The organism is Agrobacterium sp. (assembly GCF_032092815.1).
GTDB lineage: Bacteria > Pseudomonadota > Alphaproteobacteria > Rhizobiales > Rhizobiaceae > Agrobacterium.
The window spans coordinates 18,905-34,247 of sequence record NZ_DAMDBP010000045.1 but is presented as its reverse complement, the minus strand read 5'-3'; the positions used below and the strand labels follow the sequence as shown (position 1 = coordinate 34,247).

The following is a 15,343-nucleotide window of genomic DNA, read 5'->3' as shown; positions in this document are numbered from 1 at the left end:
AAGCCGAGAGATTTGAGCCTGTGGAATGCCTGACAGCTTACTCAATTCGGTCTGGGTCATGCCTTTGGTGAGGCGTGCCTCGCGGAGAGCCATTGTGATTTTTTTTGCCTCGTAATTCATCTTTATATCGAATTCTGCATAGAGGTATGTTTGTATGTATAATAAGACATAACTCCATCGCTTGCAATTTGTTATGTCGGAAGGTGCATAAGCAAAGGGAATCTATATAGTATTGTGCATAATGAACACCGTTAAGGACGCCTCTCTGTAGTTCCGTCCCTCCCTGTGAGGCGGCATGTTTTGTGCGACGCTTCCACTTCGGTTTATCTGTTTGGGCACTATCGCGCACTGACATTTTCTCCATCCAGGTCACCCCCAAAAAGGCGGACAGATTCATGAAAAGCAACGCGAGCCGTGAAAGGTATGCTCCTGGAAGCGGAGACCGTCATCATCTCCGCCCTCAAAGACGTTTTTTATCATTTCAATGAAAGGCTTTCGAAACCGCCCATTTCTCGAACAATACGTTGGACGTTTCTCTCTCCAGCAGCGCCATCAATCGTCAGCACATCGCGTCCCGCGCCATCGGAAACAACGCCGCTTTCGCCGGCGCTATGATATCCGATGCCGGTGATGGTACCCTGTGGGTCCGATGGTTCGTAACCGCCCTGAAATGCAAAACCGATTGGGGAGGAGGGAAACATGACGGCAATGACCAGACCGTTTTTGATCACCCCGCGCGGACCCAACAGGTGCCACTGGCCGCTCACGTCATTATCCGCTGCCGTTCCACCGATGATTGGGCAATGATCGCCAACGACATTGCGCAAGCCTCGCATCACGGCTTCTTCATGTCCCGGTGTCTGGTAAAGCCAGATCAGTTCCGGGAGCTGTCCAGTACAATCGCAATTGTCCAGTGCCTGGGTCAGAACTCTTTCTGCCAGTTGCTCGGGATCATCATCATCGAAGACACCGTCGGCCACACCGTAGTCGCCGGCTTCATCGTCAAGAACCAGAAGCCTGATCGTGTCTTGATCGTGAAAGCCACTTTCGGTTATCAGTCCACCGGAAGAGCTGCCGCCTATGATCGCTTTGTCAGAGAAATTTTCCTGTAAAAAAGCGTCAATAAGAATGCCATTGTGATCACAACCATAAAAAGTGATCACCAGACCGTTTCCGTTGTCGGGGTTTTGCAATTGCTCGGCCAACAACGCCAAAGCGGCTATCGTATCGTGGTGATTGGCTGTGTAGCTGCTGACCTTGTCCATGCCGCTCTCCCGCAAGCCTAATCTCATCAATGCTGTATCGCCAATTCATTCAGCGGGGTGTTGCCTTTCATGGGCAGGATGCACAGCCACGCTGCTGCGTGTGGCATTGCGTCTATCTTGTTGTGCTAAAGTAAATGCGCGGTATAGTTTTAGCCGACTTCACATTAGGCTTAAGTACCTGTTTCCACATTATGTCCAGTTGTTTGAACATGGTTCGCCGGACTTGTTGACGATTGCGGTGTGACGCGCAAAGCATGTGTTGTGCTGACGCCGATTGACTGTTTATTGTGGTGTCGAGGAGTGGGAGGACCAAGCGTTCAGACGCGCTGTCGATACAGTCGTTTGAGGCCTTAAATTGAATGCCATTTCCCTTGTTGATATTTAAAATTCAGGACATGCTCATATGACGACTGTTGATAGTTCTTCTCTGGCTGGCGTTCTCTTTAATGCCATGACGACAGGCCAGAGCCTCGACAGAGGCACCATTGCTCCGCTTGATATTGAGGAAGCCTATAGGGTTCAGGCAGAGGTTTTTCAGCGTTCCGGCCGTCCGTTGGAGGGTTTCAAACTGTCGAAACGGGCAGATGGAACATTCAGCGCTCCGCTTTTTTCTGTCATTCACGACAACAAATATCGGTACGTAGACGGTATTGTACTTGAGGTGGAACTGGCTTTCACGCTGCAGAGCGATCTGGCACCACGCGTGGAACCATGGACACGTGATGAGGTTGTAGCGGCAATCGGCAAGGTTTCAATCGGCGCAGAATTCGTGCGCAGCCGTTACGAAGGTGGCGCAGGTGGCATTTTCCCGCTGGGTCTTGCAGATAGTTTGAGCAACATTTCTTACGCTGTTGGGCCTGAGCTATCGCGCGGCATTCTGCAAGATCTGGCTTTCGATGCGCCTCTAAAGGTTTTGGCCAACGGCGCAACGCTTTACGATGCGCCTTCAAGCCACCAGGATATAGACCCTGTTGCGGGTGTTCTGGCTTATGCCAATAGCGCTGCAGCCCCGCTTGGCTTCCTGCGCAAGGGGCAGGTGGTCACCACGGGTACCTTGTGCGGTGCTGTTCGAATTGCCGAGCCAGCCCGGTTTGAAATCCTGCTGGACGGAAAAACCTTCGTGCTTGAGGCCGAATGATGTGGAGTGCCGGTGTTGGGTTCAAACAACGCCGGCATATTGCTTGAAGAGTGCGGGGTCAGCGCGCAGCGCTTCGGTTTGCATCACTGCTTTTACCGCGCCGTTTTCGATGAAACAGACACGGTCGGCCACTGCCAGAACCGCATCTATGCGCTGTTCGACCAGAAACACTGCTTTGCCGCTTTTTTTCAGTTCGAGGATGACGTCACGAATGGTTGCGATCATCGATGGCATCAGGCCTTCTGTCGGCTCATCCAGCAACACAACGGACGGGTCGATGCAAAGCGCGCGGCCCATGGCCAGCATCTGTTGTTCACCGCCGGAGAGGGTGCCGGACACCTGAGATAAACGTTCTTTCAGCACCGGAAACAGACTGAACACCTCGTCAAGAATCCGCCGATCGGTTTTTCGGGTCATCAGCCCGATTTCCAGATTTTCCGCGACGGTCAGCTCTGCAAACAGGCGTCTGCCTTGCGGGACGTAACCAATGCCGCGTTTCGGCACTTCGTGCGCGGGCAGGGCATTCAGTTCGACAGCGTCCAGCGCCACGGTGCCGGAGTGAGTGGGCAGCAGCCCCATGATGGCCTTGAGTGTCGTCGTTTTTCCGGCACCATTTCTCCCAAAAAGGCAAAGCACTTCACCCTGTTCGAGCGAGAAAGAGACGTCTTTTAACGTGTGGCTGCTGCCGTGATAGACATTGAGATCGCGAAGGGTCAGCATGGTTCAGTGTCCTCCCAGATAGGCGGTTTGGACTGCACTGTTGCTGCGAATGTCATCCGGTGTTCCTGTTGCCAGCACTTCACCGTGGTTCAAAACGGTAATCCTGTCCGCAAGCTGCATGACGACATCCATGTTGTGTTCGATCAGCAGAGTGGTCACCTCACCGGACACGGTTTTCACTAGCTCGCAGAAATTGGCGATTTCCATATCTGACAGCCCCTGTGTCGGCTCATCCAGAATCAGGAGTTTTGGCTGCAAGGCCAGCCCCATGGCAACTTCCAGCAATCGCTGATGACCGTAAGCCAATGCGCCGCCAGCTTCATCGGCATATGTGCCAAGACCAACCTTTTCAAGAATGGCATGAACCTCTTTTGACAGGGCACTGGTGTCGATGCGGCCAAACAGTCCAGTATTCCGACGTTGTGCCGTCTGTGCAGCAAGGGCGACATTGTCGTAGACGCTGAGGTTCGAATAAATGCTGGTGATCTGGAATGTATAGGCAATTCCAAGCCGCACCCGCTCAAATGCCGGCAGCGCGGTAATGTCTTGTCCGGTAAAAATGATCTTGCCGCTTGTGGGTTCTATTCGTCCCGATAAGAGAGACACAAATGTGGTTTTACCTGCACCATTGGGGCCGATCAGAGCGTGAATTTCGCCTTGGTGGATTTCGAATTCCACAGAGTTGACGGCCGTAAGGCCACCGAACCGCCGTGTCAGGTTTTGCGTAGAAAGCAGCGTCATGGCAGCCATTTCAACCACCTTTCACGAATGCTTCCCAGGATACCTCGAGGGAAAAACAGAACGAGAAACACCAGCATAAGTCCAGTCGCTAGCATGTACGCTGCGGTATAATTGCTTGTGATGTCGATCATGTAGAACATCGCAACGGTGCCTAGCAGCGGGCCGAGAATGGTGCCGCCTCCGCCGAGCAGGGTGAACAGCAATGCTTCGATGGAGTATTGGATCGAGGCGAAAGACGAGCCGATATAGGCAAAAAGCAGTGCATAGGTGGCGCCGGCCATGGCCGACAGTGAGCCGGAGAGAACCAAGGCCAGCAGCTTCAAACGGAAGGTGTCATATCCCAGCATCAGCGTGCGGGGTTCATTTTCACGCACGGCAATCATTGCGCGCCCTACCGAACTGCGCACCACAACAAAACAGATCACAAGTGCCAGTGTCATCAGCACAAAGGCCAGATTGTAACGTGTACTGGCATTTGTCAGATCGAAGGTTGCGCCAAGCAGTTCGAAACTGCGGGCCGATTGCGGCAGAACAAGCCCTTCCTCACCGCGCGTCCACTGTGAGAAATACATGCTGGCGAGATAGGCAACCTGCGCAAACATCATGGTGACAATCATGAAGGCAACTCCGGTGGTGCGCAGCGATATCAGCCCAATCACCAGCGACACGGCAAAACCGGCAAAAATGCCTGTCAAGAAGGCTGCCGGAATGCTCCATTCCAAGTGATAGGCGGCGAGGCCCGCACCATAAAGACCGCTTGCAAAAAACAGCGCGTGACCAAGGCTGAGCAGGCCGGTGTAGCCAAACAGCAGATTGTACCCCATGGCAAAGATCGCCAGCACCATGACGCGGGTCATTGCAAGGTGGTGATATTCCGGCAGAACAAATTGCAGGGCGAAAAAGGCTGCGATGACTGCGACGTGCAACAGCACGACTTTGATCGAATTTGAGGCTCTCATCGTTGTTTCGCCCCAAAAAGTCCTTCAGGCTTAAACACCAGAACAAGTGCAACCAAAAGGGTGGACAGCATTTTGGCAAGTGTGGGCGAAAAGAACATCGAGATAATGCCGTCGCTCAGGCCAATAACCAGCGCGGCAACAACAGTGCCACGAATGCTGCCAAGGCCACCGATGATGACAACGATGAAGGACAGAAGAAGAGGATCAAGGCCCATGAGGTAATGGGCCTGCCTGATCGGGACGATCAGCACCGCAGCAATGGCCGCCAGCATGGCGCCGGCGGCGAAAACAAGTCCGTAGACCTTGCCGATCGGAATGCCAAAGGCCTGCGCAGTCTCACTGTCGAATTGTGTGGCGCGCATGATGAGGCCGATTTTGGTCCGGGTCAGAATGAACCAGGTGGCAATCAGGACAATGACGGCCGCAAATATGACGAACAGATTGTAGGCTGAATATCCAAACCACGGCAGTTGCAGGCGATAATAGAATGGCGCTGTCACCGGACGGGCATCTGGCCCATAGGTCAGCAGGACCGTTTGCTGGATGATATAGAGCATGCCGATCGTTGCGACGATTGTCGCTTCGGGATTGTAAGACAAGCGCCGCAAGACGAGCCGTTCACCGGCATAGGCAACGGCCCCAACGACCAAGGGACTGATCAGCAGCGCTGCCACAAACCCCAGTGCGGGCGGCAGACCAAGCATGGAGGTTACCCACCATGCCACAACGGCGCCGAGCATGAAGAATTCACCATGTGCAACATTGACCACCCGCATGACGCCGAAGACGAGCGAAAGACCAAGCGCTGTCAGTGTCAGCACGGCTGCCTGCAGCAGACCCTCCAGTGTTGCCAACAACAAAAATGGACCAAATGCCAAGATGTGCTCCCGCCGACCTTGAAAAGGAATTCAGCGCCATTGCTTACGTAAGGCGCTGAATCATTTCAAATAAAGATTATTATCTCAAATTGAGTTAATCTGAAAATCAGAGTGACATCTTGGTGTAGTCGGCCGTTACTTCGTAGGCGCCATCCTCAATCGAGGTCTTGTGCACCACATTGAGTTTGCCGTTCTCCACCTTTGAGATGTACTGGTGACCATAGCACTGGTGGTTCTTGCCGTTAAAGACCTTGTCACCTTGTGGATGATCACGACCTTCATCGAATTTCTCGAAAGATTCCATGGCTTCAATGAAGGCAGCCTTGTCCTGAGGCCCGCGATAGCCAGCCGTTTCCATGGCCTGCTTGATCACGAAAAGGGTTTCCCAGCAGCCGAACATGTGGGCATAGGTCGAAATGTCCTTGGCGTCGCTGGTACTGGCGCCATTGTCATCGATGCCAATGGCATTGCGATAGAACTTGTCCCATTCGCTTTGGTCTTTCTGGGCATACCGCGGCATGCCTTCCCAGAAATAGGTTCCATCGAGATAGGAAAGTTGTGGTGTCGCAAGGTCAACGGCTTCAAGGCTGTCGATGAAACCGAAAATCTCAGGGCGTTGCGAACCGTAGAACTGGCCAAGTTCGGTCACGAAGGTCAAGACGGATGGGCCGACCATGACGTGGTACAGCACTTCAGTGTCTGACGGGATGCGTGGCAAATAACGCGTGAAGGAGGTTTCTGTCGGCGGAATGGCAATCATCTCAACGATCTCGCCGCCCTGCGCCTTCATCGCAGCCGAGAAATAGTCACGGTGATCATGACCAAAGGCGTAATCTGGGAAGATCATGGTGGCCTTTTTACCGAGGTTTTGTGAAACCCATGGTGCCATAGCCGTTACCTGGCTGCGCACATCGGTAATGCACGGCTGGAAGCAATAGCGGTTTAGGTTGCCGGAGGCGACATGGTAACCTTCCGAAACCACAATATAAGGCATTTTCAGCTCGCCGGCGCGCGGGGCAGAGCCGATGACAACATGTGAAAACAGCGTGCCGTAGACAGCGTCGACCTTGTGCTGGGTGGCAAATTTTTCGACCACTTCGGCGCCGCGTTTGGCATCTGTACCGTCATCCTCGATGACAATTTCCAGCGGGCGTCCGTTGATGCCGCCTTCGTCATTGATGATTTTGGCAGCGGCCTTGGCAACGCGCTCGTACCAGCGGCCATAGGATGCGCCAATACCGGTGCGGTGCAGTTGCATGCCGATCTTGATTGGCTCGGATGTTTGCGCCTGCGCGTAACGTACAAAGCCCGGTGCAGCGCTTGCTGCAAGGCCTGCGCCGACGGCTGCGCCCATTCCAAGCAGGGTCGAACGGCGGGTGATGATGGTATTGTCAGGTTTGATGATTTTGCCGGGCATGAAATTCCCCTCTCAGGCAAATGATACAAATATTGACCACGCAATGCGCAGCTTATCTGCCGCGCATTGTGGCTCGCGTTGATTGTATGAATTTGCCGCTTTCAAGCGTACTCGTATTCCTGATGGCATACGAACGGTGACAATTCTCCCCTGTCGGACCGTGGCGGCAAGTAAGGAAACTGACTTGCGTCATGTTATGACAACAGCTGTTGCCCACGTAAACAGAACATTTCAGATTTGGCGCAGAATGACCATGAAATGTCGCATTTTTTCATTCTCAATCGTTTGAAGCACAAACTGTATTAACTCTCGAAAGTTGCTTCTGGCGGTTTCTTCCAGCTATTCGGGTTTTCAGGGCTTTTCATGTGAATTTGGTACTGCCGACACAGTGCCAGCGCGTAAGATGACGGTCGAGTCGGCAATGACACTGGACGGATTGGGGGAGACATGTTTCGACACCAGGGAAAGGGCTTTAGCCTGAAATCTCTCATCAGTGTCCCAATCCTTCTGGTCCTGACCGCGGAAGCGCACGCCCACGGGGCAGAACGTGGGCTGGTGATGTTATTGCCAACGGGCTTTTACCAGACGGGCGGGGCGCTGGCGGTGTTGTTATCATTCCTGTTGCTGGCCGTTGTCCCCGCAGACTGGTTTGAAAAAGGGCATGGCCGTTTCATCAGGTTGGCACCATCATTTTCTGTTCCCAAGGTGCCGTTGAGTTGCCTGTCCTTTATTGTGTTGGCGTCATGTGTGCTTGCGGGCTTCATTGCGCCATCGGATCCGCTCAGCAACCCTTTGCCGCTCATCATCTGGACGGGGTGGTGGGTGGGGTTCACTCTGCTGCAAGTCTTAACCGGCAATCTCTGGCCATGGCTTAATCCTTGGACAGGCCTCGTCGCCGTCATGCGTCAGGTTTTAAGAGCCGGTTTCGGGAAAAGGCAGTATTTGGGCTTGCCTCTTTGTCTTGGCTTCACGCCGGCCATCTTGCAATTTTCGGCCTTTGCCTGGTTCGAGCTGGGTTCACTGGCCCCAGATGATCCGCCAAGACTTGCCATGGCTATCATCATCTATTGGCTGGTTAATTTTGCAGGCATCCTGCTGTTTGGGGAAAGGGCCTGGCTGGACAGGGCGGAGCCCTTTTCCGTCTTTTTCCGAATGATCGGCATGGTATCGCCCTTTGCCATTCTCCGCGCGGGCACACGCGATGTTCTCGTCTGCACCTGGCCGGGGCAACGGTGCCTGAAGGCTGAACCATTGCCGCCAAGCGGCGTTGTTTTCATGCTGCTGACATTGGCCACAGCATCGTTCGACGGATTTTCAGAAACATTCACGTGGCTTGGTTTTATTGGCGTAAACCCGCTTGAGTTTCCCGGCAGAAGTGGGGTGATGTTTGCCAATACGCTGGGACTTGCCGTATCACCGGTCCTCCTCATATCGTTGTTTTATATGGCAACAGTAGCGGGGGCGTGGCTCAGTGGGGAACGGCAGGTGGCTGGCTTCAAGACTCTGAGTGGGCGTCTTGTCTATTCCATCATACCGATTTCGATTGCGTTTCATGCGGCGCATTATCTCACCTTGCTTCTGGTGAACGGACAATATCTGCTCGTCATGATGTCTGATCCGTTTGCCTTGGGATGGAACCTGCTTGGTATGTCCCATTGGCATGTCACGACATCCTTTTTGCAGAATATCGATGATGTCAGGTTTATCTGGATGGCTCAGACGGCAATCATCGTTATCGGACATGTGGTTGGCATCGTGCTTGCGCATTCAATTGCGCTCGATCACTTTGGCGGCGCGGGAAAAACCGTGGTCTCGCAGCTATTGCTGGCAGCCCTGATGGTGTTTTATACGGTCTTCGGCTTGTGGCTATTGTCGACGCCCTCCGTCGGTTGATGCGTTTGGTCGTAAGGTCGGCGTAAAACAACGCCGTTATTCCGCCTTTATTCGTGCGCATTGCAGCACATCCACCGAGCTTTTCGGCGCGATATTTCCTGCTACCTTGACCATATCCTGAACGGCAATTCGGTGTTCCATGCCTGCACAAGAACAAGTGCCTGAACAGCTGCCCGCTTCCTCCGCGCTCTGGGCATTTCTCATCCGCTTCAAACCCTATCTCACGTCGTTTGCCATTATCGCGGTGTTCGCGCTGACGGCCTTCGCCATCTATCACCTGACCGCCGAAGTTCGGTATGATGAGGTGGAGGCGGCACTGGTCAACACCAGCTGGACCTCGATTGCGCTTGCGGTCCTGTTTACAGGTTTAAGCTTTATTGCGCTGATTTGTTATGATGTGAATGCCATCGACTATATTGGCAAAAAACTGCCATTGCCGACTGTAGCCATAACCGCATTCAGCGCCTATGCCATCGGTAATACAGCCGGTTTTGGCGCGTTGAGTGGTGGAGCCATCCGCTTTCGTGCCTATTCCCGGCTTGGCCTGAACCCCGGCGAAATTGGCCGCATTATTGCCTTCGTGACCCTGGCATTTGGTTTGGGCCTTCTTGCGGTGACAGCTCTTTCGCTGTTGATGGTCGCCCCGCGTGTCGCCACCATCGTTGATCTCGATCCCATTTGGTTGCGTCTGGGCGCCCTAGTCGTTGTCTGTGTGATGGTGGCGTTGTTTGTCGCTGCCCGGGGTGGCCGTATCGTCAGCATTGGTCGGCTGAAACTGCGCCTGCCAGATACGCGCACGGCCTCACGCCAGTTTCTGGTGTCGGCTTTTGATATCGCCGCAACAGCAACGGCACTTTACGTGCTGCTGCCCGATACCCATGTCGGCTGGCCATCTTTTTTTGCCATTTTTGCAACGGCGGTCGGGCTTGGGGTTCTCAGCCATGTACCTGCAGGGTTGGGCGTGTTCGAAACGGTGATGATTGCCGGCCTTGGCAATGCCATTGACGTTGATACGCTGCTCGGCAGCCTTGTTCTCTACCGGATCATCTATCACGTCATGCCCTTGTTGTTGGCCACCATTCTATTGGTCGCCAGTGAAATCCGGCAACTTGCGGCAAGACCGCTGTTTGCGGATATCGGCCAGATTACCGTGCGGCTTGCACCATCACTCCTTTCAACACTGGCGTTGATCGTCGGCGCGATGCTGATTTTTTCGAGCGTGACGCCAACACCGGATGATAATCTCGATTTTCTGTCGAGCATTTTGCCGCTGCCGATTGTGGAAGCGGCGCATTTCCTGTCCAGTATTCTCGGGCTTGGACTGGTGGTCGCCTCGCGCGGTATCGGCCAGCGGCTGGATGGAGCCTGGTGGGTTGGCATTATTGCTGCATCGGCAGCGCTTGTTCTGTCGTTGCTGAAAGCTGTTGCCGTCTTCGAGGCGATGTTCCTCGGCGTCTTTATCGCGGTCATGTTGGTGAGTGCGGGTGAATTTACCCGCCATGCCTCATTGTTGCGCATGACCATGGGGCCAGCCTGGTTGTCAGCAATCGCAATCCTCGTTGCCGGTGCTGCGACAATCCTGTTTTTCGTCTATCGCGATACTCAATACAGCCACGCGCTCTGGTGGGAATTCGAATTCTCTGAAGAAGCGCCTCGCAGTCTTCGCGCCTTGCTGGGACTTGTGCTAACCTCAAGCGCGCTTGCGATTTTCAGTCTGTTGCGTCCCGTAACCTACAGGCCTGAAGTATCCGGCAATGACGACCTCGACCGTGCTGTCACAGTCGCGCAAAAGCAGGATATGGCCGATGCCAATCTGGTGCGCATGGCGGATAAACGCATCATGTTTTCGCAAAACGGTAACGCCTTCATCATGTATGGCATTCAGGGACGCTCTTGGATTGGCCTCACAGACCCAATCGGTGACGAGGCGGAGATGTCGGAACTGGTCTGGCAATTTGTTGAAACGGCGCGTGCCGCCGGTGGGCGGGCCTGTTTTTATCAGGTTTCTCCCAAATTGCTGTCTTATTGCGCCGATGCCGGGCTTCGTGCCTTCAAACTTGGTGAGCTTGCCATTGTTGACCTTGAGAAGTTCGATCTCAAGGGAAGCAGGCTTTCCGGATTGCGCCAGGCTCTCAATCGCGGCACCCGCGACGGGCTGGCGTTCAGTCTGTTGATGCCGGATGAGGCAAGGCTGGTGCTGGACGATCTGCGCGGTGTCTCGGACGCCTGGCTTGCCCACCACAATACCCGCGAAAAAACCTTCTCGCTTGGTGCCTTTTCAGACGACTATGTCCTGTCCCAGCCAGTCGCTGTGCTGCGGAAGGATGACAGGATTATCGCTTTTGCCACTGTGATGGTGACGGACACCAAACAGGAAGCGACGGTGGATCTGATGCGGTTTCTGCCCGAGGCGCCGCGGGGTGCCATGGACTTCCTTTTCATCAGTATCATGGAGCAGATGCGCAATGAGGGATACCGGACGTTCAATCTGGGTATGGCACCGCTTTCCGGCATGTCGAAGCGCGATATCGCGCCGGTTTGGGACTGGATTGGCGGTACACTTTTTGAACACGGCGAAAAATTCTATAACTTCAAGGGATTGCGAGCTTTCAAGACCAAGTTTCATCCGAAATGGGAACCGCGCTATCTTGCCGTATCAAACGGTGCGGGTGCGGCTCTGGCCTTGATGGATGTCACGCTTCTGATTGGTGGTGGTGTAAGGGGAGTTGTCGGCAAATGAGATTATCGCATTTTATCCCGGCTGTTTTTGGCTGCACGCTTCTGGTTCTGCCTCACATGGCAAAAGCCCAGGAAATGCCGAACTACCAGATGGGCATGTTGCCACCGGGGCATGTCATGTTGCCGGATGGTGAGGTGAAGGCCAATGTGTTCCTGATTTCCGATGCCGGCGGATGGGACGATCAAGAACAGAAACAGGCAGAAGCCCTGGTTGAAAAGGGTGCTGCCGTTGTTGGCATTGATTTTCCAGCTTACATCAAGGCACTGGCCGCTGATGACGGTGACTGCGTCTATATGATCTCGGATATCGAGGAACTGGCGCATGAAGTTCAGCGTGAAGCCAAGGCAACAACCTACCGTCCGCCCATTCTGGCCGGTGTCGGTGAAGGTGGCGCACTGGCTCTGGCAATGATTGCCCAAAGCCCCGCCGCAACCATTGGCGAAGCGATTGCAGTTGATCCGTTGGCTGGTATTCCTTTGCAGAAAATTCTCTGCACGCCTGCGAGCAAGCAGACCTCCGGTAATCGAACCATTTACGGTTTGACGGATGGGGACCTTCCGGCGCCAGTGACGGTGCTGTTGTCGCCTGCCGCCCCAAGGGACGGGCGTGACCATGCTGCAACCTTGCAGGCCAAACATTCAGATGTCGATATTCAGGAGGTTGCCGGGCAGGCAAATGATGCATTGCTGCAGGCGCTGAGTGATCGTGTGGACGCGGCCGGAGATACTGACCAGCCGCTTGACCTGCCTTTGACCATTCTCGACGCAAAACCGACAATCGACACGATGGCGGTTATCTATTCTGGTGATGGCGGTTGGCGGGATATCGATAAAGAGCTTGGTGGTTATCTGCAAAAACAGGGTATCCCGGTCGTCGGAGTGGATTCTCTGCGTTACTTCTGGTCGGAACGTAAACCGCAGGAAGCCACCGACGATCTCGCGCGCATCATCCAAACGTACCGGCATCAGTGGGGCGTCCGTCACGTGCTTTTGGTCGGTTATTCCTTTGGCGCCGATATTTTGCCAGCGATCTATGATTTGTTGCCGGAAAAGGACAAGAGCCGTGTGCCCATGATCTCACTGATGGCTCTGTCTCATCAGGCTGATTACAAGGTATCCGTCGAAGGTTGGCTCGGCATTCAGGGTGAAGGATCGGCTGGCGATCCGGTTGAGTACATCAAGAAAATGGATGCCAGCATGGTTCAATGCATCTACGGCAAGGATGACGATGATAATGCCTGCCCCGCATTGGAAAGCCTGGGTGCCAACGTCATTGCTCTTGATGGGGGCCATCATTTCGACGGTGACTATGAGGGCCTTGCCCAGCGGATCCTTGCAATGCTGAAAACCCGCATGGGCAAATGAAAACACCGTCATCTCAAAAGGATGACGGTGTTTTCATATACGCTTTATCCAAGCTTACTGAACTGACGTCAGTGTCATGGATGTACCGGTAACAGCGGCATTGAGGCCAACCTGACCCTGCACACTGATGGTCTGAAGATGGATGGAGCCAGAGGTGCCGCCAACCAAGATGTTGGTGCCAACGCCAACGCCAAGTGTCGCCTCGGCAGATGCGCCCTGATAAAGGCCGCTCAGCGAACCGCGGTGGTAGCCGGCGGTCGGGGCAAATACTGCCCAGACGATACGGCTTTTGGCCGTGAAGCCCAGGTCGATGCCCATCTTGCGAATGGCGCCTGTGTATTGTTCCGTTGCCTTACGACCGACCGTAGACTGGAATGTGCACTCAACTTCCTTGGCAGATCCGAGAACATAACCGACGCCGCCACCAACGGAGCAATCGAGATAACCGATTTTCACGCCGTTACGGTCGTCATCGTTTTGATAGGCAGGATATTCTCTTGCCAGGTCTGCGGCAAAAGATGAGGTTGCGCCAGCCAAAGCCAAAGCGGAACCGATCAGGGCCATGGGAACGGTCTTTTTCATGTTTTTCTCCTTGTATACCCCCAGCAGGTAAATTGTATTGCGCAATCTCTATTTCAATTCAACGGGCACCGTTTTGTTCCGTAAACAGGACATTATCGTGACAATAAAAATGCCGTTCCTTTAATTTCTGGGCTTTATTGTGGAGAACTGATTTTATAGCTTCTGGCTTTTAAAAGTTGCTGATTGCGCTCACCCTGTTTCCTTGAAAAGTACATTGTGATCCAGGAGGTAACGATCAAAAAGGGGCAGGCTTGCGCCGCCAATGGCGCGTGCCTGGCTGCCGACCATGCCTTCGATGATCTCAGGGACAACGACACCCTGTAGGTCGTGCGATCCTAGCGCCTTTTTTGTTGCGATAACAATGCGCTCGCGTACCCAGGCGGGAAAGCCGCCATCGATGACGACGGCTGAAAAGTCGATCACTGACGCGGCGGCAATAACGGCTTGCGCAAGGGCGGCCGCCGTATCATCGATCCAGATATCCAGAGGTTTGCCGAAGTCGATCCAGTCATCGGGAGAAAACCACAAGGGTTTTGGATCGATACCGTGATCGCGCAGAATATTTTCCAGAACGAAAATTGAGGCGATTTTCAACAGCTGCACGGTTTTGCCATCGCGTCGCTGAACCGGCAGGGGGCCAACTGCGCCGGCTGTGCCGGTGCGGCCGGAAAAAAGCGCCGAATTCAGGAGCCGATAAACAGGTAGAGAAAGTCCGCGTGGTTTTGTCCGGCGCCAAATACCAGTTCTGCACCGCAGGCGCTGGTGGCGTCGTTTTGCAGATAGACAGGGTAGGGGATGCGGTCCGCTATTGCCCGCTGCAGGTCGATACCCCGCCAGCTGTCCATTTCTGCTTGAGGCGCGCCGACTTCGTCTGCCCAACTCCACAGTTCAAAGGGGGCTGCGATGCCTGCCCCGACAATGCGTTTTCGTTCACCGTCATCCAGCTTTTGTTCAAGCTCCCGAATGCCGTCTGTCACGAAAGAGATAATGCTATCAGGCAGAGGGTATGGATAGGCGCGACGTACCTTCAGGCGGATATTGCCAAGGAAATCCATCAATACCAGATCGGCGCTTCGACGGCCGATTTTGACACCAAAGGAATAGGCTGCATCCGGATTAAGGCGCATCGGGGTGGAGGGTTGACCGACTTTTCCACGCTTCGGTTCGTCGCGCAGCAACAGCCCATCATTTTCAAGCGCCCGCATGATCACGGTCACAGTCTGGGCCGAGAGGCCGCTGCGCCTGGCAATTTCAGCCTTTGAGAGCGCCTTGTGGCGGCGCACAAGCGACAGTACCAGTCGCTCATTATAGGCGCGGACTCGCACCTGATTGGAGCCACCGCTGATATCAAGGGTGGCTTGTGTTGCTGGCCATGTCGGTTCGACTGCTCGAGACATTATTCCTCCCTCCCTTCATGACTGCCTATGCCGTCACTCAGGGCCTGCAACAAGCCGTCTGCCCGAATATTTTGTCGTCTTTTGTGTTGTTTCACAGGCGAATTTGTAAGGCGGGCAGTTTGGCTGCGCTGATAGAGAATGCCACATCGAATTAATAATTCAATTGGATTTATTTATTGACACTTTGTTCATTTGGTGTTTCCATTCGTGTGGTGGTGCCGCTCACACCTTGGAGGAGGTTGGCCCCCG

12 protein-coding genes and 1 pseudogene are annotated in these 15,343 nt (G+C 54.0%); 4 read left to right on the top strand and 9 right to left on the bottom strand.

Features of this window, described 5'->3' with window-relative positions:
* Together RT613_RS23880 and RT613_RS20085 are read right to left on the bottom strand one after the other, a co-directional pair.
* Positions 1-93: helix-turn-helix domain-containing protein (locus tag RT613_RS23880; protein ID WP_409558865.1), on the bottom strand; the 93-nt coding region annotated here is incomplete at its 3' end.
* Between the two features lie 383 nt (positions 94-476).
* Positions 477-1,265, bottom strand: coding sequence for an FIST N-terminal domain-containing protein (locus RT613_RS20085; RefSeq protein ID WP_313618153.1), 789 nt, complete (start codon positions 1,263-1,265; stop codon positions 477-479).
* Positions 1,266-1,668: 403 nt separating this feature from the next.
* Here RT613_RS20085 and RT613_RS20080 point away from each other — a divergent pair, with 403 nt between their 5' ends.
* Entirely contained in the window at positions 1,669-2,403 is a 735-nt protein-coding gene (locus RT613_RS20080; protein WP_313618152.1) for a hypothetical protein, read from the top strand.
* 21 nt (positions 2,404-2,424) lie between these two features.
* Here the strand turns inward: RT613_RS20080 and RT613_RS20075 are convergent, their stop codons facing one another.
* The 5 genes from RT613_RS20075 to RT613_RS20055 form a co-directional block, all read right to left on the bottom strand.
* Positions 2,425-3,123: an ABC transporter ATP-binding protein gene (locus RT613_RS20075; protein WP_313618151.1), complete on the bottom strand. Its 699-nt coding sequence runs from the start codon at positions 3,121-3,123 to the stop codon at positions 2,425-2,427.
* 3 nt (positions 3,124-3,126) lie between these two features.
* Positions 3,127-3,873, bottom strand: coding sequence for an ABC transporter ATP-binding protein (locus tag RT613_RS20070; RefSeq protein ID WP_409558864.1), 747 nt, complete (start codon positions 3,871-3,873; stop codon positions 3,127-3,129).
* Positions 3,861-4,823, bottom strand: a complete 963-nt coding sequence (locus tag RT613_RS20065; protein WP_313618150.1) for a branched-chain amino acid ABC transporter permease — start codon at positions 4,821-4,823, stop codon at positions 3,861-3,863. Before RT613_RS20065 ends, RT613_RS20070 begins: the two co-directional genes overlap by 13 nt.
* Complete coding sequence (locus RT613_RS20060; RefSeq protein ID WP_313618149.1) at positions 4,820-5,701, bottom strand: branched-chain amino acid ABC transporter permease; 882 nt, start codon at positions 5,699-5,701, stop codon at positions 4,820-4,822. The genes RT613_RS20065 and RT613_RS20060 overlap by 4 nt, the downstream gene beginning before the upstream one ends.
* A gap of 106 nt (positions 5,702-5,807) precedes the next feature.
* A complete protein-coding gene (locus RT613_RS20055) occupies positions 5,808-7,118 on the bottom strand; it encodes an ABC transporter substrate-binding protein (protein ID WP_313618148.1) in 1,311 nt (436 codons plus the stop codon).
* 447 nt (positions 7,119-7,565) lie between these two features.
* Between RT613_RS20055 and RT613_RS20050 the strand changes: the two genes are divergently transcribed.
* The 3 genes from RT613_RS20050 (at position 7,566) to RT613_RS20040 (ending at position 13,115) form a co-directional block, all read left to right on the top strand.
* On the top strand, positions 7,566-9,011 hold the full coding sequence (locus RT613_RS20050) for a hypothetical protein (protein ID WP_313618147.1): 1,446 nt from the start codon (positions 7,566-7,568) through the stop codon (positions 9,009-9,011).
* A 139-nt stretch (positions 9,012-9,150) separates the two neighbouring features.
* Complete coding sequence (mprF, locus tag RT613_RS20045; protein ID WP_313618146.1) at positions 9,151-11,751, top strand: bifunctional lysylphosphatidylglycerol flippase/synthetase MprF; 2,601 nt, start codon at positions 9,151-9,153, stop codon at positions 11,749-11,751.
* The gene (locus RT613_RS20040) at positions 11,748-13,115 is read left to right on the top strand and encodes an AcvB/VirJ family lysyl-phosphatidylglycerol hydrolase (RefSeq protein WP_409558863.1); all 1,368 of its coding nucleotides are present in this window, start codon (positions 11,748-11,750) and stop codon (positions 13,113-13,115) included. Before mprF ends, RT613_RS20040 begins: the two co-directional genes overlap by 4 nt.
* 54 nt (positions 13,116-13,169) lie before the next feature.
* Here the strand turns inward: RT613_RS20040 and RT613_RS20035 are convergent, their stop codons facing one another.
* Both RT613_RS20035 and RT613_RS20030 read right to left on the bottom strand, forming a co-directional pair.
* The gene (locus RT613_RS20035) at positions 13,170-13,697 is read right to left on the bottom strand and encodes a DUF992 domain-containing protein (protein ID WP_313618145.1); all 528 of its coding nucleotides are present in this window, start codon (positions 13,695-13,697) and stop codon (positions 13,170-13,172) included.
* A gap of 189 nt (positions 13,698-13,886) precedes the next feature.
* A pseudogene (locus RT613_RS20030) lies at positions 13,887-15,094 on the bottom strand (ROK family transcriptional regulator).
* Between the last annotated feature and the right edge of the window lie 249 nt (positions 15,095-15,343).

Excerpts from the sequence above, each read along its gene's own strand:
- RT613_RS20080 (WP_313618152.1), top strand. The coding sequence starts at position 1,669 with ATGACGACTGTTGATAGTTCTTCTCTGGCTGGCGTTCTCTTTAATGCC.
- RT613_RS20070 (WP_409558864.1), bottom strand. The coding sequence starts at position 3,873 with ATGGCTGCCATGACGCTGCTTTCTACGCAAAACCTGACACGGCGGTTC.
- RT613_RS20085 (WP_313618153.1), bottom strand. The coding sequence starts at position 1,265 with ATGGACAAGGTCAGCAGCTACACAGCCAATCACCACGATACGATAGCC.
- RT613_RS20065 (WP_313618150.1), bottom strand. The coding sequence starts at position 4,823 with ATGAGAGCCTCAAATTCGATCAAAGTCGTGCTGTTGCACGTCGCAGTC.
- mprF (WP_313618146.1), top strand. The coding sequence starts at position 9,151 with ATGCCTGCACAAGAACAAGTGCCTGAACAGCTGCCCGCTTCCTCCGCG.
- RT613_RS20050 (WP_313618147.1), top strand. The coding sequence starts at position 7,566 with ATGTTTCGACACCAGGGAAAGGGCTTTAGCCTGAAATCTCTCATCAGT.
- RT613_RS20055 (WP_313618148.1), bottom strand. The coding sequence starts at position 7,118 with ATGCCCGGCAAAATCATCAAACCTGACAATACCATCATCACCCGCCGT.
- RT613_RS20040 (WP_409558863.1), top strand. The coding sequence starts at position 11,748 with ATGAGATTATCGCATTTTATCCCGGCTGTTTTTGGCTGCACGCTTCTG.
- RT613_RS20075 (WP_313618151.1), bottom strand. The coding sequence starts at position 3,123 with ATGCTGACCCTTCGCGATCTCAATGTCTATCACGGCAGCAGCCACACG.
- RT613_RS20035 (WP_313618145.1), bottom strand. The coding sequence starts at position 13,697 with ATGAAAAAGACCGTTCCCATGGCCCTGATCGGTTCCGCTTTGGCTTTG.